This is a genomic window from Streptomyces sp. NPDC042102 (assembly GCF_055582305.1).
The window spans coordinates 19,730-42,682 of the sequence record NZ_JBVJDL010000013.1; the positions used below are offsets into that span (position 1 = coordinate 19,730).

The following is a 22,953-nucleotide window of genomic DNA, read 5'->3' on the forward strand; positions in this document are numbered from 1 at the left end:
TTCAGCTCGTCAGGGTGACGCTGGGTCGTCGAAGGTCAGGCCGGTGCCAGCTATGAAGCCGTCGAGGGTGTCGGGCCGGTACTGGAGGCGTTTGAGCCGGTTGCGGACGAGGACTTCCAAGCGGTCGAGGGCCATGACGGCGAGGTTGGCCAGGCTGCGCTTGATGTGCGCCCACACGCCCTCGACCGGGTTCAGATCGGGCGAGTAGGCGGGCAGCAGGAACACCGTCAGCCACGCCCGCTCGGCGACGAGGTCCCGCATCCTGCGGGAGACGTGGGTATTCAGCCGGTCCCAAACCAGCACGATCGGCGCCCTGACCAACTGATGGATGCCGTCGACCAGCGCAATGAAGTCCCGCTCGCCCATGCTGCGGCGCTTGCCCTTGCCCGCGGGATGGGTCCGCAAGCGGTGGCATAGCCGGGTGCGGGAGCCGGGCCGCATCGCTATCAGCCCGGCTACCGACAGTCGTCCCGAGCGGCGTCCGCTCACTGTCACGACCGGGGTGACGCCGCGCCGGCCCCAGGTGCGTCCCCGGGGCGGCCGTCGGGTGAAGCCGGCTTCGTCCTCGAAGCAGACGTAGCCCCCGCAGGCCGCCCGGGCCCTTTTACCTCCGCCCAGGTCGCCTCCTTCCACACGCTCACGGCCTGCTCATCACGCTCGGCGACCCGCCGTGCGGGAACCTGTGGGCTGAAGCCGAGCCGGTGCATCAATCGAGTGGCACCGGAGACGCTGTAGGAGACGTGGAACTTCCTGCCGATCAGCGTGGCCACCCTCGATGCGGTCCACACCTGGTTCTCCACCCAGCCGTGCGCAGCCGGACCCTGCTCCAGAAACCCCGCCAGCTTCTCCAGGCAGTACGGCGACAGCCGGCATCTCGATCCACTCGGGCCACGCGAGGTCAGAGCCGCGACTCCGCCGTCCCGCCACAGCTGGTGCCACTGGTAGGCCGATTTCCGGCTCACCCGCAGTTGGCGCGCGACCTCCACCGGCTTGATCTTCTGCTCGAACAGCTCAGCCGCCTGCATCCGCACGGTCTCACGGCGCTGACGTCCCACAACGGTCAGCCCGCCCCCATCCGCATATCTCACACACCACGGGATACAGCCACTGAGCCAAGCCCCTCAGCCACTTCGCGACGAATCACCCTGACGAGCTGAAGTCAGTAACCGCGGGCGGCCTCGACGAACGCGCGGATCAGATCCGGGGACTTCACCCCGCGCGCGCTCTCCACCCCGCTGGACACGTCCACACCCCACGCGCCGGTCACGGCGACGGCCTCGCGGACGTTGACCGGGGTCAGCCCGCCGGCGAGCAGCCAGTGGCCCTCGGGGGCGGTGAAGTCGGCGGAGCCCCAGTTCCACGGCTTGCCGGAGCCGGGGTCGGGGGCGTCGAGCAGCAGCAGGTCCTCGCCGTACTCGCCGCAGCGCCGGACGTGTTCGGCGGTGGCCCGCAGCAGGGTCCGGCCCTCGGCGCGCAACGCCTGGTAGTACTCCGGGCCCTCGTCCCCGTGCAGCTGCACGCCCCGTACGCCGCTCTCCTCGGCGAACCGCCGCACCTCGTCGACCGGCTGCCCGCGGAACACCCCGACGGTCAGCACGTGCGCCGGCACCCGCGCGGCCAGCCGCCGCCCGGTGACGGCGTCGACCGTACGCGGACTGCCGGGCGCGAAGACGAACCCGACGGCGTCGGCCCCGGCCGCGACGGCGGCGTCGACGTCGGCGTCGGTCCGGAGCCCGCAGATCTTGACGAAGAGATCACCCATGCCGTCCAGTCAACCAAACCAACCCGATCGAGGGGCGGCCCGTCTCGGCACCCGGGCACGGCCGCCCCTGCGCGGCTAGCCTGGAGTGAGCACGAGTTCACGCACAGCACGCCACGCGGAGGACAACGGTGACGATCATGGTCGAACGCCCCACACCGATAGAGCAGGCGGCACCGCCGACGTTCGAGACGCTCCTGCACACCGTCGCGGAGATGAACACACCACACGGCTTCAAGGCCGAGCTCATCCGGGGGAAGATCATCGTGTCGCCGTTCTCGAAGCTGCGCTACTCCAAGCGCATGCGCCATGTGCGTGAGCAGCTCCAGGCACACGTCCCCGAGGGACAGTTCGCCGACACGTCTCCCTTCCTGTTCCGGTTCGCGGCGGCAGAACGCGGCTACGGGCCGGACCTGTACGTCGCGGATGAAGCGGCTTTCGACGAGGACGGGCTGCACGCGGACGCAGCGTCGCTCTCGCTGGTCGGTGAGTTCACCTCCGTCTCCACCCGGGACGCCGACTGGAACGAGAAGCTGGACGTGTACGGCGCGCTCGTGCCCGTCTACCTGGTCATCGACATGCAGGAATCGGAGATCACCTGCTTCTGGGACCCTTCCCCGCAGGGCTACCGCTCCCGGACCACGGTGTCCTTCGGCAAGCCCCTGCAGATCCCCGAGCCTTTCGACTTCTCGCTCGACACCTCTGGCTTCTAAGGGCCGGCGAACGCCCGAGGGCGGCACCCCCCGTATGGGGAGTGCCGCCCTCGGTCGTAGAACAGCCGATCAGCGCGAGGCCAATCAGAAGTCCATGTCACCGCCCGGCATGCCGCCCGGAGCACCGGCCGCGGCCTTCTCCGGCTTGTCGGCGATGACGGCCTCGGTGGTGAGGAAGAGCGCGGCGATCGACGCGGCGTTCTGCAGCGCGGAGCGCGTGACCTTCGCCGGGTCGATGATGCCCTCGGCGATCATGTCGACGTACTCGCCGGTCGCGGCGTTCAGGCCCCAGCCCACGGTCAGGTTGCGGACCTTCTCCACGACGACGCCACCCTCGAGACCACCGTTGACGGCGATCTGCTTGAGCGGGGCCTCCAGGGCGAGCTTCACGGCGTTGGCGCCGGTCGCCTCGTCACCCGAGAGCTCCAGCTTCTCGAAGACCGCGGAGGCCTGGAGCAGGGCCACGCCACCACCGGCGACGATGCCCTCCTCGACGGCCGCCTTCGCGTTGCGCACGGCGTCCTCGATGCGGTGCTTGCGCTCCTTGAGCTCGACCTCGGTCGCGGCACCGGCCTTGATGACGGCGACGCCACCGGCGAGCTTCGCCAGGCGCTCCTGGAGCTTCTCGCGGTCGTAGTCCGAGTCGGAGTTCTCGATCTCGGCGCGGATCTGGTTGACGCGACCCTGAACCTGGTCGCTGTCACCGGCACCGTCGACGATCGTGGTCTCGTCCTTGGTGATGACGACCTTGCGGGCGCGGCCGAGCAGGTCCAGGCCCGCGTTCTCGAGCTTGAGGCCGACCTCCTCGGAGATGACCGTGCCACCGGTGAGGATGGCGATGTCGCCCAGCATGGCCTTGCGGCGGTCGCCGAAGCCCGGGGCCTTGACGGCGACGGACTTGAAGGTGCCGCGGATCTTGTTGACGACCAGGGTCGACAGGGCCTCGCCCTCGACGTCCTCGGCGATGATCAGCAGCGGCTTGCCGGACTGCATGACCTTCTCCAGGAGCGGCAGCAGGTCCTTGACCGAGCCGATCTTGGAGTTGACGATCAGGATGTACGGGTCGTCGAGGGACGACTCCATGCGCTCCATGTCGGTGGCGAAGTACGCCGAGATGTAGCCCTTGTCGAAGCGCATGCCCTCGGTGAGCTCGAGCTCCAGGCCGAAGGTCTGCGACTCCTCGACCGTGATGACGCCTTCCTTGCCGACCTTGTCCATGGCCTCGGCGATGAGCTCGCCGATCTGGGTGTCGGCGGCGGAGATGGAGGCCGTGGAAGCGATCTGCTCCTTGGTCTCGACATCCTTCGCCTGCTCCAGCAGGGCGCCGGAGACGGCCTCGACGGCCTTCTCGATGCCGCGCTTCAGAGCCATCGGGTTGGCGCCGGCGGCCACGTTGCGCAGGCCCTCGCGGACGAGCGCCTGGGCCAGGACGGTCGCGGTGGTCGTACCGTCACCGGCGACGTCGTCCGTCTTCTTGGCGACTTCCTTGACCAGCTCGGCGCCGATCTTCTCGTACGGGTCCTCCAGCTCGATCTCCTTGGCGATGGACACACCATCGTTGGTGATCGTGGGGGCGCCCCACTTCTTCTCAAGGACGACGTTGCGGCCCTTGGGGCCAAGGGTGACCTTGACGGCGTCGGCGAGCTGGTTCATGCCGCGCTCGAGACCGCGCCGGGCCTCCTCGTCGAACGCGATGATCTTGGCCATGTGAAGTGGTCCTCCCGGACTGGGGTGGATTGCCTTCGGACCGTGTGGCGCCCGCGACGGACGGCCTGCCTGCCCCGGCGGTTCCTTCCCACCGGGCCTGCGGGCCTCACCGACCCGGTCCTCGTCTTTATCACTCTCACCCGGAGAGTGCTAACGCCAATGATTAGCACTCGCCCCCCTCGAGTGCAAGCGGCTCCCGGGAAACGGACACGGTCCTGACGGCGGCGCCCGCGGACGGGGTCCGGGCACGCGAAGGGCCCGCACCCCCCTCCGGGATGCGGGCCCCTCGTACGTTGCCGGTGGTGGTCGATCGCGCCGGGACTAGCCGATGGCGAGCTTGACCATGTCCGCCTGCGGACCCTTCTGGCCCTGCGAGATCTCGAACTCGACCCGCTGACCCTCTTCAAGGGTGCGGTACCCGTCCATCTGGATCGCGCTGTAGTGGACGAACACATCCGCACCACCGTCGACCGCGATGAAGCCGTAGCCCTTCTCCGCGTTGAACCACTTGACGGTGCCCTGAGCCATGCCTAACTCCCCTATTACTGGCCCTTGCGCAGGACCGCACTTCGCGGTCCCGGGTCAGAACTTGCGCCGGAACGCCTCGACCGCGGCTGAATGTATCTGCACCAGTGCTGTCTGCAACAGGTCATTCCGACGAGAATTCTGGACACGCGGATACGCTGAAATCCAGTGAAAAGTTGGCATATTCCAGGGCAACTCGGACCCGGCATATCGCGCCAAAGCCCCATACCGCACGCGCACATTGACCCAATGTCGACCATGCCGCGGCGCCGCCATATGCGGCGGGCAAGAACAGGGCGTGGGACTTCCCCAACTCTACCGCGCCCAAGCAAGCAGAATTGCCCCCTCCGCTTTTGCGGAAGGGGCAATTCATATGCGTGCGCGTGTCAGCAGCCCCCGGCCACGGCGGGGATGATCGAAACACCCGCGCCGTCCGGCGTCACCGTCTGCAGACCGCCCTCGAAGCGCACGTCGTCGTCGTTGACGTAGACGTTCACGAACCGGCGCAGTTTGCCCTGGTCGTCCAGGACGCGCGCGGCGATGCCCGGGTGGTTCTTCTCCAGGGACTCGATGACCTCGGCCAGGGTCGCGCCCTCGGCGGGGACCTCGGCCTGACCGCCGGTGTACGTGCGCAGGATGGTGGGGATACGGACGTTGACGCTCATGGCGCTACCGCCTTTCCGTGGTGCAGGAGAGAGAGGAGAGGGGGATCAGGCCAGGCCGGCGGCGCGGAACGCGTCCAGGCTCGGGCGGATGGTGGCGGTCTGGCCGCTGTCGGCGGCGACCGCCTCCAGGGTCTTGAGGCCGTCACCGGTGTTCAGGATCACGGTGGTCAACGACGGGTCCAGGACGCCGTTCTCGATGAGCTTCTTCGTCACGCCCACGGTCACTCCGCCGGCGGTCTCCGCGAAGATGCCCTCGGCCCGCGCGAGGATCTTGATGGCCTCGACCACCTGCTCGTCGGTGACGTCCTCGACGAAGCCGCCGGTGCGGCGCGCGATGTCCAGGACGTAGGGGCCGTCGGCCGGGTTGCCGATGGCCAGCGACTTGGCGATGGTGTTCGGCTTCTGCGGGCGGACCACGTCCTGGCCGGCCTTGAAGGCGGTGGACACCGGGGAGCAGCCCTCGGCCTGGGCGCCGAAGATCTTGTACCGCTTGTCCTCGACCAGGCCCAGCTTGATGAGCTCCTGCAGCCCCTTGTCGATCTTCGTCAGCTGCGAGCCGGACGCGATCGGGACGACGATCTGGTCGGGCAGCCGCCAGCCGAGCTGCTCGCAGATCTCGTACGCGAGGGTCTTGGAGCCCTCGCCGTAGTACGGCCGCAGGTTGACGTTGACGAAGCCCCAGCCCTCGCCCAGCGGGTCGCCGATGAGCTCGGAGCAGAAGCGGTTGACGTCGTCGTAGTTGCCCTCGATGCCGACCAGGTCACCTCCGTAGACCCCGGCCATGACGACCTTGCCCTGCTCCAGGTCGTGCGGGATGAACACGCAGGAGCGGAAACCGGCGCGGGCGGCGGCGGCGCCGACGGCGCCGGCCAGGTTGCCGGTGGAGGAGCAGGACAGGGTCGTGAAGCCGAAGGCGCGGGCGGCCTCGACGGCGATGGCCACGACGCGGTCCTTGAAGGAGTGCGTCGGGTTGCCGGAGTCGTCCTTGACGTAGAGCTTGCCGGTGACGCCGAGCTCCTTGGCCAGGTTCTCGGCGTCGACGAGCTTGGTGAAGCCGGGGTTCAGGCTCGGCTTGGAGGCCACGTCGGCGGGGACGGGCAGCAGCGGCGCGTACCGCCAGATGTTGTTGGGGCCGGCCTCGATCGCGGCGCGCAGCGCCCCGGGGTCTCCGGCCGGGAGCTCGTAGGCCACTTCCAGCGGGCCGAAGCATTCGGCGCAGGCGAAGATGGGGCCGAGCTCGAAGCGGGTACCGCATTCGCGACAGGAGAGCGCGGTCGCGGGACCGAGGTCGACGGTGGTGGTGGTTCCGGCAGTCTGTGCAGCCATGACGGCGAGGCCCTTTCTCCTCATCTTCCTCGTGACGCACTTCGCCACGAGACGGATTTGGCACCTTCCCTAGCCGGGGACCTCGCTGCGTGTTGCGTACGCAGTCGCGAGAACCGACTGGAGGGTTGCCGGGGCTTCAACGGGCCGTTTCCCTCTGCCCCTCTGGATGAGCGGTATGGCACCGGGCATCGCGCTCCATGCGCGGGTCCGGGCGTTTATGCGCGAGGGCCCCCGACGTGCGAGGGTCCTTCGCGTTGTTCAAGACTGTAACTGAAGGGTCGGGCCGTTGAGACAGCCGTCCGATCCGCGAGATGGATCACACCGGGGAGTGCTGAAGGTGCTGGAAGAGGTGGAGCGCTGGCTGGCCGATCGCTCCTGGGCCGCCGCCGACCGACCGCTCGACCAGCTGGTTTCCGCGAAACGGGCAGCCGGGACGACGGTCAGCGTGGTGCTGCCCGCGCTGGACGAGGAGGCCACGGTCGGGGCGATCGTGGAGACGATCCGGCGGGACCTGATCGAGGCACTGCCCTTCCCTCTGGTGGACGAGCTGGTCGTGGTCGACTCGGGCTCGAGCGACGGCACCGCGAAGGTGGCCGCCGCGGCCGGCGCCCGGGTGGTGCACCGCGACGCGATACTGCCGCGGATCCCGGCGGTGCCGGGCAAGGGCGAGGTGCTGTGGCGCTCGCTGCTGGTGACGAGCGGCGACATCGTCTGCTTCGTCGACGCCGACCTGCGCGACTTCTCGTCGGTGTTCGTGTCGGGGATCGTGGGCCCGCTGCTGACCGAGCCGGACGTGCAGTTCGTCAAGGCGATGTACGACCGCCCGCTCGGCACGGAACCCGGCGGGCGCGCCCCCGGCACGGCTCCCGGCACGGCCCCCGGCCGGGGGGAGCAGGGCGGCCGGGTGACCGAGCTGGTCGCGCGCCCGCTGCTGAACCTGCACTGGCCGCGGCTGGCCGGCTTCGTCCAGCCGCTGGGCGGCGAGTACGCCGTGCGCCGCTCCCTGCTGGAGCGGCTGCCGTTCCCGGTCGGCTACGGCGTGGAGCTGGGCCTGCTGGTCGACGCCCTGCACACGGTGGGCCTGGACGCCCTGGCCCAGGTGGACGTGGGCGTACGGCTGCACCGGCACCAGGACGGTCTGGCGCTGGGCCGGATGGCGGCCGCGATCTACCGCACGGCGCAGCTGCGGCTCCCGCCCGGGCACTCCCCCGGCCCGCGCCGGGGGTACCCCGCCGTACGGCCGGAGCTGACGCAGTTCGAGCGCGGACCGGAGGGCTTCGTACCGCACACGTACCCGGTGGACACGCAGGAGCGGCCGCCGATGCTCGACATCGAGGAGTACGCGCCGCACCGCGTGGCGTGAGCGCGGCCGCCGTCGCGGGCTCCGTGGCACCCGTGGCCCGCGTGGCCCCGCGGCCGGCAGCGCCCGGCCGGCCCGGCCGGGAGTGGCGTTGGTCTCGCCGCGGCGCGGGCGGCGGAGCGGACGTTTGAGCGGGAGCGGCCCCGGCTAGGTTGGCCGCATGGCTTCCCAGGTACTCGTCGCCGCCAACCGCGGCCCGCTCACGTACGCCCTCGCCCCCGACGGCACCCTCGACGCCCGGCGCGGCGGCGGCGGTCTCGTCTCCGGCCTCTCCGCCGCCCTCGCGGAGCAGCCGGAGGCGCTGTGGATCTGCGCGGCCCTCTCCGACGCCGACCGCGAGGCGGTCCGCCGGGGCGTTTCCGAACCAGGCGTCCGGATGCTGGACATCGATCCCGCCGTCTACGACGACGCGTACAACGGCATCGCGAACTCGGTGCTGTGGTTCACCCACCACGGCCTGTTCGACATTCCGCGCGAGCCGGTCTTCGACACCGCCTTCCGGCACCGGTGGGACTCCTACGTCGCCTACAACCGGGCCTTCGCCGAGGCGCTGGCCGAGGAGGCGGCCGAGGGCGCGACCGTGCTCGTGCAGGACTACCACCTGGCCCTGGTCCCCAACCAGCTCCGCACCCTGCGCCCCGACCTGCGGATCGGCCACTTCTCGCACACCCCGTGGGCCTCGGCCGACCAGCTGGACGTCCTGCCCGACGAGATCCGCGCCGAACTGCTGTGGGGCATGCTCGGCGCGGACGTCGTCGGTTTCCACACCTGGGGATGGGCGAACCGGTTCCTGGCCGCGTGCCACCTGGAGGACGCCACCGGGATCGCCGATCCGCACTTCTCGGCCGGCCCGCAGGAGCGGTACGTCACGCAGGTGCGGCGCTCGGCGCCGCGCCACAAGCGGGCGGACGTGGTGGCGTACCCGCTGGGTGTGGACGGCGAGGACCTGCGGGCGCTGGCCGGCCGGCCGGAGGTCGACGAGCACCTGGCGGCCCTGCGGGCGGAGGCGGGCGGCTGCCGCACGATCGTGCGCGTGGACCGCACGGAGCTGTCGAAGAACGTGGTGCGCGGGCTGCTCGCGTTCCGGGAGCTGCTGGAGGTCTACCCGCAGTGGCGGGGGCAGGTCGTCCACTTCGTCTTCGCGTACCCCTCGCGGCAGGACCTGAAGGTCTACCGCGACTACACGGCGCGGGTGAGCGAGCTGGCGGAGGAGATCAACGCCGAGTTCGCCACGGAGGACTGGCGTCCGGTGCACCTCTACGTCAAGGACGACTTCGCGCGCTCGCTGGCGGCGTACCGGCTGGCGGACGTGGCCCTGATCAACCCGGTGGCCGACGGCATGAACCTGGTGGCCAAGGAGATCCCCGTGGTCTCGGACGCGGGCTGCGCGCTGGTGCTGTCGCGGGGCGCGGGGGCCTACGAGGAGCTGCGCGCCGACGCGTTGACGGTGAACCCGTACGACATCTCGGAAACGGCGGACGCCCTGCACGACGCCCTGTCGATGCCGGCGGAGGAACGCACGGCCCGCACCCACCGGCTGGCGGAGAAGGCGACGTCCCTCCCCCCGGCCGCGTGGTTCCGGGCCCAGCTGGCGGACGTCCGCGAGAGCGGCCCACGGCGGGGCTAGTACCTGTCCGGCCCTAGGCTCTGTCCGGCCCTGGCCCCGTCGCCTAGACCGGGTCGCCGTCGCGGGTGCGCAGTTCCTCGGCGAGGGCGGCGAGGAACGACGCCACCTCGCCCGGGCCCGACAGCACCAGGTCGGCGCGGGCGGCCAGTTCGGGGACCTCCGCGGAGCCGCTGCACACCAGCAGGCCGGGCAGGCCGTCCGTACGGCGCTTCTCGACCGCCGCGTAGGCGGCGAGGTCGCCGAGGTCGTCGCCCGCGTACAGGACGGCCCCGGCGCCGGTCTCGTCCAGGTACTCGGTGAGCGCGACGCCCTTGTCCATGCCCGGCGGGCGCAGTTCGAGGACGGCCCGGCCGGGCTCCACGATGAGCCCGTGGGCCTGCGCCAGTTCGGCCAGCGGCTCCCGCAGTGCCTCGAAGGCGGCCGCCGGGTCCTCGGCGCGGCGCGTGTGGACGGCCAGCGCCCGGCCCTTCTCCTCGATCCAGGTGCCCTGCCACGCACCGATGGAATCCAGGAACCCGGGCAGTTCGGCGCGCACGGCGGCGACGCCCGGGTGTTCGGCGGGGGTGTGGACGATGCCGCTGACCGCGTCCCACCGCTCGGCCCCGTAGTGGCCGAGGACCACCAGGTGTTCCAGGCCCGGCACGCCCGCGAAGCCGCCGTAGCGGACGGCGACCCCCGCCGGCCGGCCGGTGACCACGGCGACGGACGCCACCCGCGGCGCGAGCGCGGACAGGGCGGGGACGGCGTCGGGGTGGGCGCGGGCCTGGTCGGGGTCGGGGACGATGTCGGCGAGGGTGCCGTCGAAGTCGAGCGCCACCACGGAACGGCGTGGTGCGCGGAAGAGGGCCTGGAGTCCCTCGCGTCCCGCGGCGGTGGCGGGCACCGGCAGATGGTTGGGCAGGTCGTGCGGATGGCTGCTCCCCATGGCTACGACCCTACCGGCGCCGCCCGTCACCCGCCCAGCCCTTGACCAGAAGGACCGGGACCACCCTGGCAACGCCGGCAGCCGGCCCGGCGAGAGGCCGGGACGGGGCCCGGCGAGTGCGCCGCTACCGGCGGGCCCGCTGGGCCTCGCGGATACGGCGCAGACGGTTCACCGTGCCGGGGGCGTGCGCCAGGGCGCGCGGGTCGTCCATCAGCGCGTTGAGCAGCTGGTAGTAGCGGACCGGGGTCAGCCCCAGTCCCTCGCGTATCGCCCGTTCCTTGGCACCGGGACCCGGCCAGGTGCGCGCCTCGTACGCGAGCACGGCGGCCTCGGTCGCCGTCAGCTGCGCGTCGTCCGTCATACGGCCACATTAACGCCGGGCTCCGACAGCCCTCCGTGCCCCCGGACAGCCGTACCGGCGGCCCGGCCTCCGGGCCCCCGGGGCCGGAAGGCCCGACGGCCGGGCCCCGGGTCCGCCCCGGGCCCCGGAGGACTCAGTTGGCGTCGTTCGCGCGGGCCGATGTGGCGATCTCGCCCAGCGTGCGGGACGGCTGGCCGCCCGGGGCGACCGTCTTGCCGATGTTCTGCTTGATGCTCTCGCTCACGCCCGGCCAGGAGTTCTTGCCCGCCGGGTAGAGCCGCGAGCCCGGCAGGGCCTGGAGGAAGGTCTTCAGCGGGGCGCTGCCGCCGCCGGTGCTGGCGTTCACCGCGCGGAAGCCGCTGCTCGTGACCGGCAGCAGGTCGTACGCGCTGGTGAACGCGGTCTGGTTCTTCGCCTCGTACACGAAGTCCAGGAACTTGCCGGACTCCTTCCGGTGCGCGCCCTTGAACGCCATCATCCAGTCGGCGACGCCCATCGCCGGCTTGTCGGCGCCGTCGACCGTCGGCAGCTCGACCATGCCGAACCTGATCCCCTTGGCCGCGGCCTGCTTCATCAGCGTCGGGTGCCCGTTGAGCATCCCGACCTCGCCCTTGGCGAAGGCGTCGAACGCGGCCTGGCGGTCGAGGCGGGCCGGCTCGACCGGGCCGGTCAGACCCTGTCCGACCAGCTTGTCGCGCAGGAACTCGAGGGTCTTGACGTTCTCGGGGGAGTCGATCGCGTACGACTCCTCGCCGTCGGTGTAGCCACCGCCGCCCGCGAGCAGCCACATCATGGTCTCGGCCTGCGCCTCCTCGCGGCCCAGCGGCAGCGCGAAGGGGGTCGGGACGTTCGCGGCCTTCAGCTTCTTCGCGGCCGCCTCCAGGTCCGCCCACGTCCGGGGCTGCCAGGCGCGCCCGCCCGCCGTGATGCCGGCGTCGGCGAACAGCTTCTCGTTGTAGAACAGCAGCCGCGTGCTGGCCACGAACGGCATGCCGTACTGCACCCGCTTGACCTTGCCCGCGTCGGCGAGCGGCCCCAGGAAGTCGGCCTCGGTCTGTACGGAGAGCAGCTCGTCGGTGGTGTAGAGCTTCCCGTCGGCCGCGTACTGGGCGTACGCGCCGATCTGCGCGACGTCGGGCGCCTTGCCGGCCTTGACCATGTCCGCGACCTTGGCGTCCACCTCCGACCAGGAGTAGACGCTGACCTCGACCTTGACGCCTTTGTGGTCCTGCTCGAAGGCGGTGGCGAGGTCCTTCCAGTACTTCGCGGACGAGTTCGCGGGATTGTCGCCGTAGTCGGCCGCCACGACCCGCAGGGTCACCTCGTTGTCCCCGGAGAGGCCCAGGCTGCCGCAGCCCGACAGCATCACGGACAGCGACAGCACGGCGCCCGTCGCGGCCAGGCTCCGGTTCCGGCGGTTCCCGTGGTTCCGACGGCTTCGACTACGGCTTCCGGCCTTCACAGCTCTCTGTCCACCCCTGATTTGTACGTACGATGCACATAAGGTCTACACCACTTTGGCGGCCCGCCCACAACCGGAGGCCGGGCACCGCCCGGATTTTGTATGGCCACTCAACAAAGCCCCCCAATGGACTAGACCTTTCCCCGCCGAGCACGCGAGACTGTCCCCTGTGAAACCCGTGAAACACGTCATCGCCCTCGATGTGGGCGGCACCGGGATGAAGGCCGCCCTCGTCGCCGAGGACGGCGGCCTGCTGCACCAGGCGCGCCGCGCGACCGGCCGCGACCGGGGCCCCGACGCCGTCGTCGAGTCGATCCTCGGCTTCGCCGCCGACCTGCGCGCCCTGGGCGCCGAGCGCTTCGGCCTGCCCGCCGCGGCCGCCGGCGTCGCCGTCCCCGGCATCGTCGACTCCGAGCACGGGATCGCCGTCTACGCGGCGAACCTCGGTTGGCGCGACGTACCGCTGCGCGCCCTGCTCAGCAGCCGCCTGGGCGGCATCCCGGTGGCCCTCGGCCACGACGTGCGCACGGGCGGGCTGGCCGAAGGGCGCATCGGCGCCGGCCGCGGCGCCGACCGGTTCCTCTTCGTCCCGCTGGGCACCGGCATCGCCGGAGCCATCGGCATCGACGGGCGCATCGAGGCCGGCGCGCACGGCTACGCGGGCGAGATCGGGCACATCGTGGTCCGCCCCGGCGGCCCCGGCTGCGGCTGCGGGCAGCGCGGCTGCCTGGAGACCCTGGCGTCCGCCGCCGCCGTCTCGCGCGCCTGGGCGGCCGTCTGCGGCGATCCGGACGCCGACGCGGCCGACTGCGCCGCAGCCGTGCGGTCCGGCGACGAGCGGGCCCGGGAGGTCTGGGAGACGGCCGTCGGCGCCCTCGCCGACGGCCTGGTCACCGCCCTCACCCTGCTGGACCCGCGCACGCTGATCATCGGTGGCGGCCTCGCCGAGGCGGGGGAAACCTTGTTCACACCACTGCGGACGGCCGTCAAGGAGCGCGTGACGTTCCAGCGGCTGCCCGACATCGTTCCGGCCGCCCTCGGGGACACCGCCGGATGCCTGGGCGCAGGGCTGCTCGCCTGGGACCTACTCGCCACGGAGGTACCTGCCTGATGTCCCCAAGCGCACACAGCACCGTTCTCTCCGGCGCCAAGGTGGTGCTGCCCACCGGGACGGTCAACGGCGGGCGCGTCATCGTCGAGGGCTCCCGCATCGCGGGCAGCGCCCCCGAGGGGGCCGTCCTGGTGGACCTGTCCGGGCACTGGATCGTCCCCGGCTTCGTCGACATGCACAACCACGGCGGCGGCGGCGCGTCCTTCACCTCCGGCACGGCCGAGGAGGTCCTGCGGGGGGTACGCACCCACCGCGAGCACGGCACCACCACCCTGCTCGCCTCCACCGTCACCGGCGAACTGGACGAACTGGCCCGGCGGGCCGGGCTGCTGGCCGAGCTGACGCAGCAGGGCGAGATCGCGGGCATCCACTTCGAGGGCCCCTTCATCAACGCCTGCCGCAAGGGCGCGCACAAGGAGGACCTGCTGCGCGACCCCGACCCGGCCGAGGTCCGCAAGCTCGTCGACGCCGCCCACGGCGCGGCCCGGATGTTCACGCTCGCCACCGAACTGCCGGGCGGCCTGGACTCCGTACGGCTGCTGGCCGAGCACGGCGTCATCGCGGCGATCGGGCACACCGACTCGACGTACGAGCAGACCCGGCGCGCCATCGACGCGGGCGCGACCGTGGCCACCCACCTCTACAACGCGATGCCCCGCATGGAGCACCGCGCGCCCGGCCCGATCGCCGCGCTGCTGGAGGACGAGCGGGTCACCGTCGAGCTGATCAACGACGGCACCCACCTGCACCCGGCGATGCTGGAGCTGGCCTTCCACCACGCGGGCGCCGGCCGGGTCGCGCTGATCACCGACGCGATGGACGCGGCGGGCTTCGGCGACGGCGTCTACCACCTCGGTCCGCTGGAGGTCGAGGTCAAGGAGGGCGTGGCGCGCCTGGTCGAGGGCGGCTCGATCGCCGGGTCGACGCTCACCCAGGACACCGCGTTCAAGCGGTCGGTGACGATCGACAAGCTGCCGGTGGAGTCGGTGGTGCAGGCGATTTCCGCCAATCCCGCCAAGCTCATCGGACTGTACGACGAGGTCGGCTCGCTGGAGCCCGGCAAGTACGCCGACCTGGTGGTCCTGGACGCCGACTTCGACCTCAAGGGCGTCATGCGGCGCGGCGAATGGATCGTCAGTCCCCTTCCCGGGCTGCGCTGAGGGGGTGGACGGGGCACGGCGGCCGGACCGGGGACTGGGCCCGCCGCCGTGTGTTTGGCATGATCCCGGCACCGAGAAACCCGGGGGGTGCCATGATCCTGACCGTCACGCTCAACACCGCGCTCGATGTCACGTACCGCGTACCGCGGATGCGTCCGCACGCCTCGCACCGGGTCTCCGAGGTCACCGAACGCGCGGGCGGCAAGGGCGTCAACGTGGCCCGGGTGCTGGGCGCGCTCGGCTGCGACGTCACCGCCACGGGCTTCGCGGGCGGCCCGGTGGGCGAGGTCCTGCGCGGCCTGCTGGCCGGCGCGCCCGGGGTGGTGGACGCCCTGCTGCCGTGCGCGGGCACCACGCGGCGCACGCTGGCCGTGGTGGACGAAAGCGCCGGGGACACCACCCAGTTCAACGAGGCGGGCCCGCACATCACGGCGGCCGAGTGGGCCGCCTTCCTCGACCGGTACGAGGAACTGCTGCGCCCGGCTCGTGCGGTGGCCCTGTGCGGCAGCCTGCCGCCGGGCGTCCCGGTGGGCGCCTACGCCGTCCTGGTCCGGGCGGCCCGCGCGGCCGGCGTGCCGGTGCTGCTGGACACCAGCGGTGAACCACTGCGCCGCGGGGTCGCGGCCCGCCCCGAGATGATCAAGCCGAACGCCGTCGAACTCGCCGAACTGACCGGCTCCCGCGACCCGCTGCCCGCCACCCGCGACGCCCGCCGCCGCGGCGCCCACGCCGTGATCACCTCGCTCGGCGCGGACGGACTGCTCGCGGCCACCGCCCAGGGCACCTGGCAGGCCGCCCCGCCGCGTGCGCTGACCGGCAACCCCACCGGAGCCGGTGACTCCGTGGTCGCGGGCCTGCTGTCGGCACTGACCGAGGGCCTGGACTGGCCGGAGCGGCTGGCGCGCGCGGTCGCCCTGTCGGCGGCGACGGTGCACGCCCCGGGGGCGGGAGAGTTCGACCCCCGCACCTACGAAGAGGTACGGGGGTCGGTGAAGGTGACGGCGCCTTAGCCGGCGTGCGGCTCAGCCGCGCTCCAGCCAGAGCTGGTCGAGGTTGACCTCGCAGGAGTTGCCCGCCTCGCAGCTGATCTTGATGGTGTTCGTGCCCGCCTTGAGCTGCACGATCGAGTACGTGTTGGTCCAGCCCTTGTCCCACTCGCCGGGCTTGGCGAGGGAGAAGTTCTTCATGTTGATGGGCCGGGTCGACGCCGTGCCGTTGGTGGTCAGCGTCATGTTGGCGTCCTTGCCGGGCACGCCGTACGTCATCTTCAGCTTGTACTCGCCGCCCTTGGGCAGGTCCAGCGTCCATGTCACCGACGCACCGGCAGCGTTGAGGCCGCCCACGTACTGACCGCCCTGGCCCTTGGCGCCCGGGATCGCCGTCTGCACCTGCGCGCCGCCGGCGAGGGAGAAGCCGGTGCTGGCCGCGTCGGCCTTCGGCAGCGGGGCCTCCTGCGAGGGGGAGTTCTTCGGCTCCGGGGCGGAGCTCTGCGGGGCCGGGTTCTGGGTCTGGCCGCCCGTCTGCTTGTCGGCCTGGCCCTTGCCCTTGTCCTTGTCGTCGTCGCCGAAGGTCAGCGCGGCGCCGATGCCGACCGCGACCGCGGCGACCACGGCGACCGCCGCGATCAGCAGGCCCTTGCGGCTGGAGCCGTTGCCACCACCACCGCCGCCGCCGCCGTGCGTGGCCATCGTCTGGGTCGGGTGCTGCGGCGGGAGCGGGGGCTGGCCCTGCGCGGGCACGCCGTAGCCGCCCGCCTGGAGCGTCTCGGGGGCCTGGTACTGCGCCTGGTACGCCGGGGCCTGCTGCTGCGGGACCTGGCCGCGCTGACCGGCGTTGCGCCGCTCGCCGACCGTGTGCACCTGGTTGTAGGACGTACGGGGAACGCCGGGCTGGGTGCCGGGGTGACCGCCGACCGTCGGGCCGGGGTAGCCGTAACCACCGCCCGGCGGGGGCGGGGCGGCACCGCTGGCCTGGCCGTCCGCGTAGAGGTAGCCGAACGGGTCGTCGTCCTCGGGCTGGTTCGCCCCACCGTTCGGGCCGTTGTTCGCGGGCGTCGTCATCGCAGGTCACTCCTTTCGACCCCCGGGAGCCTACCTCGAACAGGCGCACTCCAGGCGATCCGCCGACCGTCCAGCGGGTTCAGCCGGCCCGCCGGTGGGTCTTGGAACGCGACCTTTTCTCGATGTACATCCGCTGGTCGGCGGAGCGCAGCACTTCCTCGGCCGACATCCCGCAGGAGGCCCATCCGATGCCGAAACTGGCGCCCACGCGGACCGCCCGGCCGTCCACCCGGATCGGCGGGATGATCGCGTTGCGCAGCCGTACGGCGAGATCGGCGGCGTCCGCCGAGCCGAGCCCGTCGGCAAGGACGACGAATTCGTCACCACCCAGCCGAGCGACGGTGTCACCGTCCCTGACGCACGCCGACAGCCGCCGGGCCACCTCGATCAGGACCGCGTCACCGGTGTGGTGCCCGAACCGGTCGTTGATCGACTTGAAGCCGTCGAGGTCGCAGAAGAGGACGGCCAGGCCCTTGGTGCCGTCGTCGATGTCGGTCGCGGGCGCCACCGCGTGCACGTGGTGCTCGTACGCGCCCCCCATCGCCCCCGCGCCCCCGCCCTGGCCCGGCCCCATGCCCGGCCCGGCGCCCATGCCGCCTCCGGGGGCCGTCCCGGCGTAGTCGAAGGGCTCCGGATAGCCGTCGGGCCGGAAGCCGTGCTCGTGGCCGGGTCCTGGGCCGTATCCGGGGCGGTATCCGGGGCCGTGGTCCGCCTCCCCCGCCGGCCGGCCCTCGAAGGCCGCGTCGAGGGCCTCCACGGCGGTCGCCCGTACCGACTGCGGCAGCCGGCACAACCGGGCGGAGAGCCGGGCCCGCAGCTCGGCGCTGTTGGGCAGGCCGGTGAGCGAGTCGTGGCTGGCGCGGTGCGCGAGCTGGAGCTCGTGGCGCTTGCGCTCCTCGATGTCCTCGACGTGGGTGAGCAGGAACCGGGGCCCGTCGGCGGCGTCGGCGACCACGGAGTTGCGCAGGCTCACCCACAGGTACGTGCCGTCGCGGCGCCCCAGGCGCAGCTCGGCGCGGCCGCCCTCGGCGGAGGTGCGCAGCAGGGTGCCGATGTCCTCGGGGTGGACGAGGTCGGAGAAGGAGTAGCGGCGCAGGACGGAGGCGGGCCGGCCCAGCAGCCGGCACAGGGCGTCGTTGGTGCGCAGCAGCCGGCCGTGCTGGTCGCCGCCCATCTCGGCGATGGCCATGCCGCTGGGCGCGTACTCGAAGGCCTGGCGGAAGGACTCCTCGCTGGCCCGCAGGGCCTGCTGCTCGCGCTCCAGGCGGACCAGGGCGCGCTGCATGTTGGCGCGGAGCCGGGCGTTGCTGATCGCGATCGCGGCCTGGAAGGCGTACATCTGGAGCGCTTCGCGGCCCCAGGCGCCGGGGCGCCGCCCGTTGCGGGGTCTGTCCACGGAGATGACGCCGAGCAGTTCCCCGCCGGAGGCGTACATGGGGGCGTAGAGCCGGTCCTCGGGGTGCCATTCGTCCGCGAAGCGCGGGTCCGGCCCGTCGGTGTGCCACTGGGGCACGTCGTCCTCGATGAGGACCCAGCCCTCGGTGTGCGGGATGAAGCGGAGGCCGTCCCAGCACTCGCCCATGGTGAGGCGGCGGTCCCAGGAGGCGCGGGAGCCGACACGGCCGGTGATCAGGGCTTCGGCGGCGGGGTCCCCGGCGAAGGCGGCGACGACGAGATCACCGTCGGGGCGTACGAGGTTGACGGCGGCGAGTTCGTAGCCGAGGCCCACGACGATGCCGTCCACGACCGTCTGCAGAGTGTCCGCCAGGCTACGGGCCGTGTTGAGTTCGGCCACCACCTGGTGCAGCTGCCGCAGGGTCGCAAGACGGACGTACGGCTCCGACTCGGTCTCCATTGCTCGCTCTCCCCGAGACCTCGACAGCAACTCCAGGTGTGTCATCGGCGCTTCGTTGCGGTGTCCCGTCCACTGAATCACAGTGAGCTGTGCCGCAGGTACACAGGGTCAACAAATCTTGCCCTCTGTGACTCAAGTCACACGATCTGATGATGTGATGGGAGTGCTCCGGCTCGGCCGGGGGGCGCGGGCGGGACCCGCGGGCGGGATTTCGGCGGCAGGACTTAGGCCGAGGGGCGGTGTCGCGGCTCGGACTCGGGCCCGATGTGCCGCGCGGGTCGCCGAGACTAGCGTCGCGGTGTGCTGAAGACGACCCCTGTGAAGGCTCATCCTGTGTCCGTGAGCAACGACGAGTTCCGGGCGGCGATGTCGCGCCTGGCGGCGGGTGTGGTGCTGGTCACCGCGCACGAGCCGCCCCTGGCCCCGGACGGGCCGCGCGGCGAGGACGTGGGCATGACCGCGACCGCCTTCATGTCCGTCTCGCTGGACCCGCCGCTGGTCCTGGTGAGCCTGCGGGAGGGGTCGCGCATGGACGACCTGCTGGCCGATCAGCCGCTGTGGGCGGTGTCGGTGCTGGCCGACGACCAGCTGAAGGTGGCGGGCCGCTTCGCGATGAAGGGCCGTATCAGCGACCGGCTGCTCTTCGCGGACCTGCCGGTCACGCGGGGCGAGCGGACGGGGGCCCCGCTGATCGGCGGGTCGCTGGCGACGCTGGAGTGCCGGACGCAGTCGCGGGTGGCGGCGGGCGACCACACGCTGGTGATCGGCCACGTCCTGACGGCCACGCTCCCGTCCCCGGGAGGCTCTCCCCTGACGTACTTCCGCGGCCGCTACCGCCACCTGAGCGCGTAACGGGATCCGGCGTTCCGGGATGCTTCGGGGGCGCTGCGGGGGCGCTGCGGGGCCCGGGGCTCCCGGGTCTACCAGTCGCGGCCCGAGCGGCCGCGTTTGGTCTCGGCGCGGGCCTTCTTCTCGCGCAGGCGGCGCTCGTTGATCCCCCGCGGGATCCGGGTCGGCCGCCTCGGCTTCGGGGGTGCCGCCGTCGCCTCCGCCAGCAGGGCGGCCAGCCGTACCAGCGCCATCTCGCGGTTGCGCCACTGCGACCGGTGCTCGGAGGCGCGTACGACGACCACGCCGCCGTCGACCAGCCGCGAGGCCAGCCGCTCCAGCGCGCGCTCCTTCCACACGTCGGGCAGCGCCTTCGTCGCGCCGAGGTCGAACAGCAGCTCCACGCGGCTGTCGGAGGTGTTCACGTGCTGGCCCCCCGGCCCCGAGGACCGCGAGAAGCGCCACGTGAGCTCGGCCTCGGGCAGCACGACGGAACCGCGGATGACATAGGGACCAGGCATGTCCCCTATGATCCGCCCCCGCCACGCCGCAGTCACCCGCATTTCGCGCGGGAACCCGTTGGGCATCTCCCGGCGTTATGAAGGTGAGCGGTAACTTGACCGCAAGCTCCACCCAGCACGCAGACGAGGAAAGGGACATCCCATGGCTGTAAGCCTGTCCAAGGGCGGCAACGTCTCGCTCACCAAGGAGGCGCCGGGCCTGGCGGCCGTCACGGTCGGCCTCGGCTGGGACGTCCGGACGACGACCGGTGTCGACTTCGACCTCGACGCGTCGGCCATCGCGGTGAACGCGATGGGCAAGGTCGTCTCCGACGGCCACTTCGTCTTCTTCAACAACAAGTCCACCCCGGACCAGACCATCGTCCACACCGGCGACAACCGCACCGGCGAGGGCGCGGGCGACGACGAGGCGATCAACGTCAACCTGGCCGGCCTCCCCGCCGACGTGGACAAGATCGTCTTCCCGGTCTCGATCTACGACGCCGAGTCCCGCAGCCAGAACTTCGGCCAGGTCCGCAACGCGTACATCCGCGTCGTCAACCAGGCCGGCGGCGCCGAGATCGCCCGCTACGACCTCTCCGAGGACGCGGCGACCGAGACCGCCATGGTCTTCGGCGAGCTGTACCGCAACGGTGCCGAGTGGAAGTTCCGCGCCGTCGGCCAGGGCTACGCCTCCGGCCTCGCGGGCATCGCCCAGGACTTCGGCGTCAACGTCTGATCCAGGTCCGATCCGGCTCTGGCCCGGCTCGGACCCGGCTCTGATCCGGGTCCGACCCGGTCCGGGCAGGTCCGCACGTCGGGGCCTCCCCTCCGCGGCTCCACGGCCCGGGGGAAGGCGCCGACGTGCCCGGACGGCGGCGCGGGGTGACGCGCCGGGCCGTCAGAGCGTGGGGCGGCCCTTGCCGTACAGCCACACGTCCCACACCTTCCGCAGGTCGTGCCCGGTCCGGCGTTCCGCGTAGGCGGTGAAGTCGGCCGTGGAGACGTTCCCATTGCGGTGGTCGGTGGCCCAGTCGCGCAGCAGGGCGAAGAACTTCTCGTCGCCGACCTCCTGCCGGATCCGGTGCAGGACCATCGCGCCCCGGTAGTAGACCGGCTCACCGGAGATCTGCCCGGCGGCGGGCGGGGAGGCGGGCGGGAAGGCGTCCCACTCGGTGCCGGCGCCCGGATCGACGTCCGTGTCGCCCGCCAGGAAGGCCTCGAAGCGCTCCTGCGCCGTGATGCCCTCGTGGTCCTCGGACCACAGCCATTCGGCGTACGTCGCGAAGCCCTCGTTGAGCCACATGTCCTTCCAGGACTTCGGCGACACGGAGTTGCCGTACCACTGGTGCGCGAGCTCGTGCACGACGATCTCCAGCGCGGGCGCACCGGAGTAGACCGGCCGGGTCTGCGTCTCCAGCGCGTAGCCGAGGGTCCCGGTCGGTTCGACGATCGCCCCGGCGGAGGAGAAGGGGTACGGCCCGAAGCGGCGGCTGCCCCAGTCCACGATCTCCGGGATCCGCGCGAGCGGCGCGGCGCTGTCCGCGGCCTCGCCGGGCGCGACGGCGTTGTAGACCGGTACACCCGTCCGGCTGCGTCCGGTCGAGATCTCGTACTTCCCGACGGCCACGGTCGCCAGGTAGCCGGCCATCGGCTCCGCGCCGTGCCAGGCGAACACGGTCCGCCCGCCGGCGGGGTCCTCGGTGCGGGAGCGCAACTCGCCATTGGACACCGCCTCGTACCCCTGGGGCACGTCGAGCGTGATGTCGTACGTCGCCTTGTCGCTGGGGTGGTGGTTGCCGGGGAACCAGGTCATGGAGCCCAGCGGCTCGCCGACGGCGACGGCGCCGTCCTCCGTACGGATCCAGCCCTCCTGGGAGCCGTCGGGGTCCTCCAGCGTCCTGGGCCGGCCCGAGTAGCGCACCTCGGTACGGAAGGTCTCGCCCTTCTTCAGGTCGTCGGCCGGACGCACCGTCAACTCGTGCCCGGTGCGGTTGAAGCGGGCGGCCTCGCCCTGCACGGTGACGCCCTGGACGGTCATGCCGTCGAGGTCGAGGTTGAAGGAGCTGAGGCCCTGGGTGGCCTTGGCGGTGAGGGTGGCCACGCCGTAGAGGCGGCCGCCGTCCGGCTCGTACGCGAGGCGGAGGTCGTAGTGCTCCACCTGGTAACCGCCGTTGCCGGCCTTGGGGAAGTAGGGGTCGCGCAGCCCCGACGCACCGGGCCGCCCCTGCACCGTGCCGCCCGTACACGCCGTGGTGAGGGCGAGGAGTACGGCTGCGGCGACGGCGGCAGGGGCGGAGACGGAGCGAAGGGCGAGCGCGCGGTGGACCACGCGCCCGATCCTAAGCGCCTTACTTGGACAGCGACTCGACGCCGGCCTTGGCGTACTTCTCGTCCAGGTCGCCGCTGGGGGCACCGGCGACACCGATACCGGCGACCGGGGCGCCGCCCGCCTGGACCGGCACGCCGCCGCCGAGGAAGAGGGTGCCGGGGATGTCCTTCAGGTTGGGGGCCTGGGCCAGCCGGCCGACGAGCACGGAGGTCGGGGCGTTCCAGGAGACGGCGGTGAAGGCCTTGCGCTCGGCGGACTCGTAGGACTGCGGGCCGGCGCCGTCGCCACGGAGGGTGACGATGGTGTTGCCGTTGCGGTCCACGACGGCGACGGTGACCTTCTGGTTCTCCTGCTTCGCGGCGTCCAGCGCGGCCTGGGCGGCGCGGGCGGCGGCGTCGACGGTGAGGTGCGTCGAGGTGGTGAAGTTCTTGTCGTCGCTCTTCTTGGCGGCGGGCGCGGCGGTGGCGCTGACGGCCCCGAAGGTGCCGGCCCCGAGGGCCACGGCGAGGGCGGTACCGGTGAGGACGCGGGTGCGGGTGTTCATATCGGCTACTCCATGTGGCTGGGGGCTGGGTGGCTGGCCGGGGTGGCTCGCTCGCTGCGGCCGGCGCGCTCGCCGCCCTTCCATCGTGGTGCCGCCCCCGCCTGCGACCGGTCCCCGGACCGGCTCGCCTCCC

At 71.9% G+C, this 22,953-nt stretch carries 22 protein-coding genes and 1 riboswitch; of the genes, 8 read left to right on the forward strand and 14 right to left on the reverse strand.

Features of this window, described 5'->3' with window-relative positions; genetic code table 11:
* Positions 1 to 9: 9 nt before the first annotated feature.
* Positions 10 to 1,088, reverse strand: a protein-coding gene (locus ACZ6KO_RS31010; RefSeq protein WP_469307311.1) for an IS630 family transposase whose coding sequence is annotated in 2 segments (ribosomal slippage) — positions 10 to 587 and positions 587 to 1,088 — 1,080 coding nt in all. Because the reading frame shifts where the segments join, the coding sequence is not laid out codon by codon here.
* A gap of 71 nt (positions 1,089 to 1,159) precedes the next feature.
* Entirely contained in the window at positions 1,160 to 1,762 is a 603-nt protein-coding gene (locus ACZ6KO_RS31015; protein WP_469307312.1) for a phosphoribosylanthranilate isomerase, read from the reverse strand.
* Between the two features lie 137 nt (positions 1,763 to 1,899).
* Between ACZ6KO_RS31015 and ACZ6KO_RS31020 the strand changes: the two genes are divergently transcribed.
* A complete protein-coding gene (locus ACZ6KO_RS31020; protein ID WP_469307401.1) occupies positions 1,900 to 2,472 on the forward strand; it encodes a Uma2 family endonuclease in 573 nt (190 codons plus the stop codon).
* A gap of 84 nt (positions 2,473 to 2,556) precedes the next feature.
* On the opposite strand, the gene groL is transcribed toward ACZ6KO_RS31020, so the two are convergent.
* The 4 genes from groL to thrC all read right to left on the reverse strand — a co-directional run bounded on the left by groL (position 2,557) and on the right by thrC (position 6,719).
* Positions 2,557 to 4,179 carry a chaperonin GroEL gene (groL, locus tag ACZ6KO_RS31025; RefSeq protein WP_469307313.1) on the reverse strand — a complete coding sequence of 541 codons (1,623 nt, stop codon included), beginning with the start codon at positions 4,177 to 4,179 and terminating at the stop codon, positions 2,557 to 2,559.
* Between the two features lie 321 nt (positions 4,180 to 4,500).
* On the reverse strand, positions 4,501 to 4,707 hold the full coding sequence (locus ACZ6KO_RS31030) for a cold-shock protein (RefSeq protein WP_189949539.1): 207 nt from the start codon (positions 4,705 to 4,707) through the stop codon (positions 4,501 to 4,503).
* Between the two features lie 383 nt (positions 4,708 to 5,090).
* Positions 5,091 to 5,369 (reverse strand): MoaD/ThiS family protein, encoded by a 279-nt coding sequence (locus ACZ6KO_RS31035; protein ID WP_361595909.1) that lies wholly within the window; start codon positions 5,367 to 5,369, stop codon positions 5,091 to 5,093.
* Between the two features lie 45 nt (positions 5,370 to 5,414).
* On the reverse strand, positions 5,415 to 6,719 hold the full coding sequence (thrC, locus tag ACZ6KO_RS31040) for a threonine synthase (RefSeq protein WP_469307314.1): 1,305 nt from the start codon (positions 6,717 to 6,719) through the stop codon (positions 5,415 to 5,417).
* Positions 6,713 to 6,868, reverse strand: a riboswitch (SAM riboswitch). Its footprint overlaps the gene before it by 7 nt.
* A 164-nt stretch (positions 6,869 to 7,032) precedes the next feature.
* Between thrC and ACZ6KO_RS31045 the strand changes: the two genes are divergently transcribed.
* Positions 7,033 to 8,058 (forward strand): glucosyl-3-phosphoglycerate synthase, encoded by a 1,026-nt coding sequence (locus ACZ6KO_RS31045; protein WP_469307402.1) that lies wholly within the window; start codon positions 7,033 to 7,035, stop codon positions 8,056 to 8,058.
* A 157-nt stretch (positions 8,059 to 8,215) separates the two neighbouring features.
* Positions 8,216 to 9,682, forward strand: a complete 1,467-nt coding sequence (locus ACZ6KO_RS31050) for an alpha,alpha-trehalose-phosphate synthase (UDP-forming) (protein ID WP_469307315.1) — start codon at positions 8,216 to 8,218, stop codon at positions 9,680 to 9,682.
* Between the two features lie 43 nt (positions 9,683 to 9,725).
* Here ACZ6KO_RS31050 and otsB read toward each other — a convergent pair whose 3' ends face one another.
* The 3 genes from otsB to ACZ6KO_RS31065 all read right to left on the reverse strand — a co-directional run bounded on the left by otsB (position 9,726) and on the right by ACZ6KO_RS31065 (position 12,334).
* Entirely contained in the window at positions 9,726 to 10,607 is an 882-nt protein-coding gene (gene otsB, locus ACZ6KO_RS31055) for a trehalose-phosphatase (protein ID WP_469307316.1), read from the reverse strand.
* A gap of 124 nt (positions 10,608 to 10,731) precedes the next feature.
* Positions 10,732 to 10,968 carry a DUF3263 domain-containing protein gene (locus ACZ6KO_RS31060; RefSeq protein WP_401453768.1) on the reverse strand — a complete coding sequence of 79 codons (237 nt, stop codon included), beginning with the start codon at positions 10,966 to 10,968 and terminating at the stop codon, positions 10,732 to 10,734.
* Positions 10,969 to 11,101: 133 nt separating this feature from the next.
* Positions 11,102 to 12,334: an extracellular solute-binding protein gene (locus tag ACZ6KO_RS31065; protein WP_469307403.1), complete on the reverse strand. Its 1,233-nt coding sequence runs from the start codon at positions 12,332 to 12,334 to the stop codon at positions 11,102 to 11,104.
* Positions 12,335 to 12,608: 274 nt separating this feature from the next.
* Between ACZ6KO_RS31065 and ACZ6KO_RS31070 the strand changes: the two genes are divergently transcribed.
* The 3 genes from ACZ6KO_RS31070 (at position 12,609) to ACZ6KO_RS31080 (ending at position 15,711) form a co-directional block, all read left to right on the forward strand.
* A complete protein-coding gene (locus ACZ6KO_RS31070; RefSeq protein WP_469307404.1) occupies positions 12,609 to 13,541 on the forward strand; it encodes an ROK family protein in 933 nt (310 codons plus the stop codon).
* On the forward strand, positions 13,541 to 14,701 hold the full coding sequence (nagA, locus tag ACZ6KO_RS31075) for an N-acetylglucosamine-6-phosphate deacetylase (protein ID WP_469307317.1): 1,161 nt from the start codon (positions 13,541 to 13,543) through the stop codon (positions 14,699 to 14,701). The genes ACZ6KO_RS31070 and nagA overlap by 1 nt, the downstream gene beginning before the upstream one ends.
* 92 nt (positions 14,702 to 14,793) lie before the next feature.
* Positions 14,794 to 15,711, forward strand: a complete 918-nt coding sequence (locus ACZ6KO_RS31080; RefSeq protein ID WP_469307318.1) for a 1-phosphofructokinase family hexose kinase — start codon at positions 14,794 to 14,796, stop codon at positions 15,709 to 15,711.
* Positions 15,712 to 15,723: 12 nt separating this feature from the next.
* On the opposite strand, the gene ACZ6KO_RS31085 is transcribed toward ACZ6KO_RS31080, so the two are convergent.
* Both ACZ6KO_RS31085 and cdgB read right to left on the reverse strand, forming a co-directional pair.
* A complete protein-coding gene (locus tag ACZ6KO_RS31085) occupies positions 15,724 to 16,761 on the reverse strand; it encodes a CBM35 domain-containing protein (protein WP_469307319.1) in 1,038 nt (345 codons plus the stop codon).
* Between the two features lie 79 nt (positions 16,762 to 16,840).
* The gene (gene cdgB / locus ACZ6KO_RS31090) at positions 16,841 to 18,616 is read right to left on the reverse strand and encodes a diguanylate cyclase CdgB (RefSeq protein ID WP_469307320.1); all 1,776 of its coding nucleotides are present in this window, start codon (positions 18,614 to 18,616) and stop codon (positions 16,841 to 16,843) included.
* A 300-nt stretch (positions 18,617 to 18,916) separates the two neighbouring features.
* Here cdgB and ACZ6KO_RS31095 point away from each other — a divergent pair, with 300 nt between their 5' ends.
* Positions 18,917 to 19,468, forward strand: coding sequence for a flavin reductase family protein (locus ACZ6KO_RS31095; protein WP_469307321.1), 552 nt, complete (start codon positions 18,917 to 18,919; stop codon positions 19,466 to 19,468).
* A gap of 68 nt (positions 19,469 to 19,536) precedes the next feature.
* On the opposite strand, the gene arfB is transcribed toward ACZ6KO_RS31095, so the two are convergent.
* A complete protein-coding gene (gene arfB, locus ACZ6KO_RS31100; protein WP_469307322.1) occupies positions 19,537 to 19,965 on the reverse strand; it encodes an alternative ribosome rescue aminoacyl-tRNA hydrolase ArfB in 429 nt (142 codons plus the stop codon).
* Between the two features lie 142 nt (positions 19,966 to 20,107).
* On the opposite strand from arfB, the gene ACZ6KO_RS31105 reads away from it, so the two are divergent.
* Positions 20,108 to 20,683 (forward strand): TerD family protein, encoded by a 576-nt coding sequence (locus tag ACZ6KO_RS31105; protein WP_469307323.1) that lies wholly within the window; start codon positions 20,108 to 20,110, stop codon positions 20,681 to 20,683.
* A 162-nt stretch (positions 20,684 to 20,845) separates the two neighbouring features.
* Here ACZ6KO_RS31105 and ACZ6KO_RS31110 read toward each other — a convergent pair whose 3' ends face one another.
* Positions 20,846 to 22,276, reverse strand: a complete 1,431-nt coding sequence (locus ACZ6KO_RS31110; protein WP_469307324.1) for a M1 family metallopeptidase — start codon at positions 22,274 to 22,276, stop codon at positions 20,846 to 20,848.
* 19 nt (positions 22,277 to 22,295) lie between these two features.
* On the reverse strand, positions 22,296 to 22,820 hold the full coding sequence (locus tag ACZ6KO_RS31115; RefSeq protein ID WP_469307325.1) for a GlcG/HbpS family heme-binding protein: 525 nt from the start codon (positions 22,818 to 22,820) through the stop codon (positions 22,296 to 22,298).
* Between the last annotated feature and the right edge of the window lie 133 nt (positions 22,821 to 22,953).

Excerpts from the sequence above, each read along its gene's own strand:
- thrC (WP_469307314.1), bottom strand. The coding sequence starts at position 6,719 with ATGAGGAGAAAGGGCCTCGCCGTCATGGCTGCACAGACTGCCGGAACC.
- cdgB (WP_469307320.1), bottom strand. The coding sequence starts at position 18,616 with ATGGAGACCGAGTCGGAGCCGTACGTCCGTCTTGCGACCCTGCGGCAG.
- ACZ6KO_RS31050 (WP_469307315.1), top strand. The coding sequence starts at position 8,216 with ATGGCTTCCCAGGTACTCGTCGCCGCCAACCGCGGCCCGCTCACGTAC.
- ACZ6KO_RS31035 (WP_361595909.1), bottom strand. The coding sequence starts at position 5,369 with ATGAGCGTCAACGTCCGTATCCCCACCATCCTGCGCACGTACACCGGC.
- ACZ6KO_RS31080 (WP_469307318.1), top strand. The coding sequence starts at position 14,794 with ATGATCCTGACCGTCACGCTCAACACCGCGCTCGATGTCACGTACCGC.
- ACZ6KO_RS31085 (WP_469307319.1), bottom strand. The coding sequence starts at position 16,761 with ATGACGACGCCCGCGAACAACGGCCCGAACGGTGGGGCGAACCAGCCC.
- ACZ6KO_RS31015 (WP_469307312.1), bottom strand. The coding sequence starts at position 1,762 with ATGGGTGATCTCTTCGTCAAGATCTGCGGGCTCCGGACCGACGCCGAC.
- groL (WP_469307313.1), bottom strand. The coding sequence starts at position 4,179 with ATGGCCAAGATCATCGCGTTCGACGAGGAGGCCCGGCGCGGTCTCGAG.
- ACZ6KO_RS31060 (WP_401453768.1), bottom strand. The coding sequence starts at position 10,968 with ATGACGGACGACGCGCAGCTGACGGCGACCGAGGCCGCCGTGCTCGCG.
- ACZ6KO_RS31115 (WP_469307325.1), bottom strand. The coding sequence starts at position 22,820 with ATGAACACCCGCACCCGCGTCCTCACCGGTACCGCCCTCGCCGTGGCC.
- ACZ6KO_RS31065 (WP_469307403.1), bottom strand. The coding sequence starts at position 12,334 with ATGCTGTCGGGCTGCGGCAGCCTGGGCCTCTCCGGGGACAACGAGGTG.
- otsB (WP_469307316.1), bottom strand. The coding sequence starts at position 10,607 with ATGGGGAGCAGCCATCCGCACGACCTGCCCAACCATCTGCCGGTGCCC.
- ACZ6KO_RS31030 (WP_189949539.1), bottom strand. The coding sequence starts at position 4,707 with ATGGCTCAGGGCACCGTCAAGTGGTTCAACGCGGAGAAGGGCTACGGC.
- ACZ6KO_RS31105 (WP_469307323.1), top strand. The coding sequence starts at position 20,108 with ATGGCTGTAAGCCTGTCCAAGGGCGGCAACGTCTCGCTCACCAAGGAG.
- ACZ6KO_RS31020 (WP_469307401.1), top strand. The coding sequence starts at position 1,900 with ATGGTCGAACGCCCCACACCGATAGAGCAGGCGGCACCGCCGACGTTC.
- nagA (WP_469307317.1), top strand. The coding sequence starts at position 13,541 with ATGTCCCCAAGCGCACACAGCACCGTTCTCTCCGGCGCCAAGGTGGTG.
- arfB (WP_469307322.1), bottom strand. The coding sequence starts at position 19,965 with ATGCCTGGTCCCTATGTCATCCGCGGTTCCGTCGTGCTGCCCGAGGCC.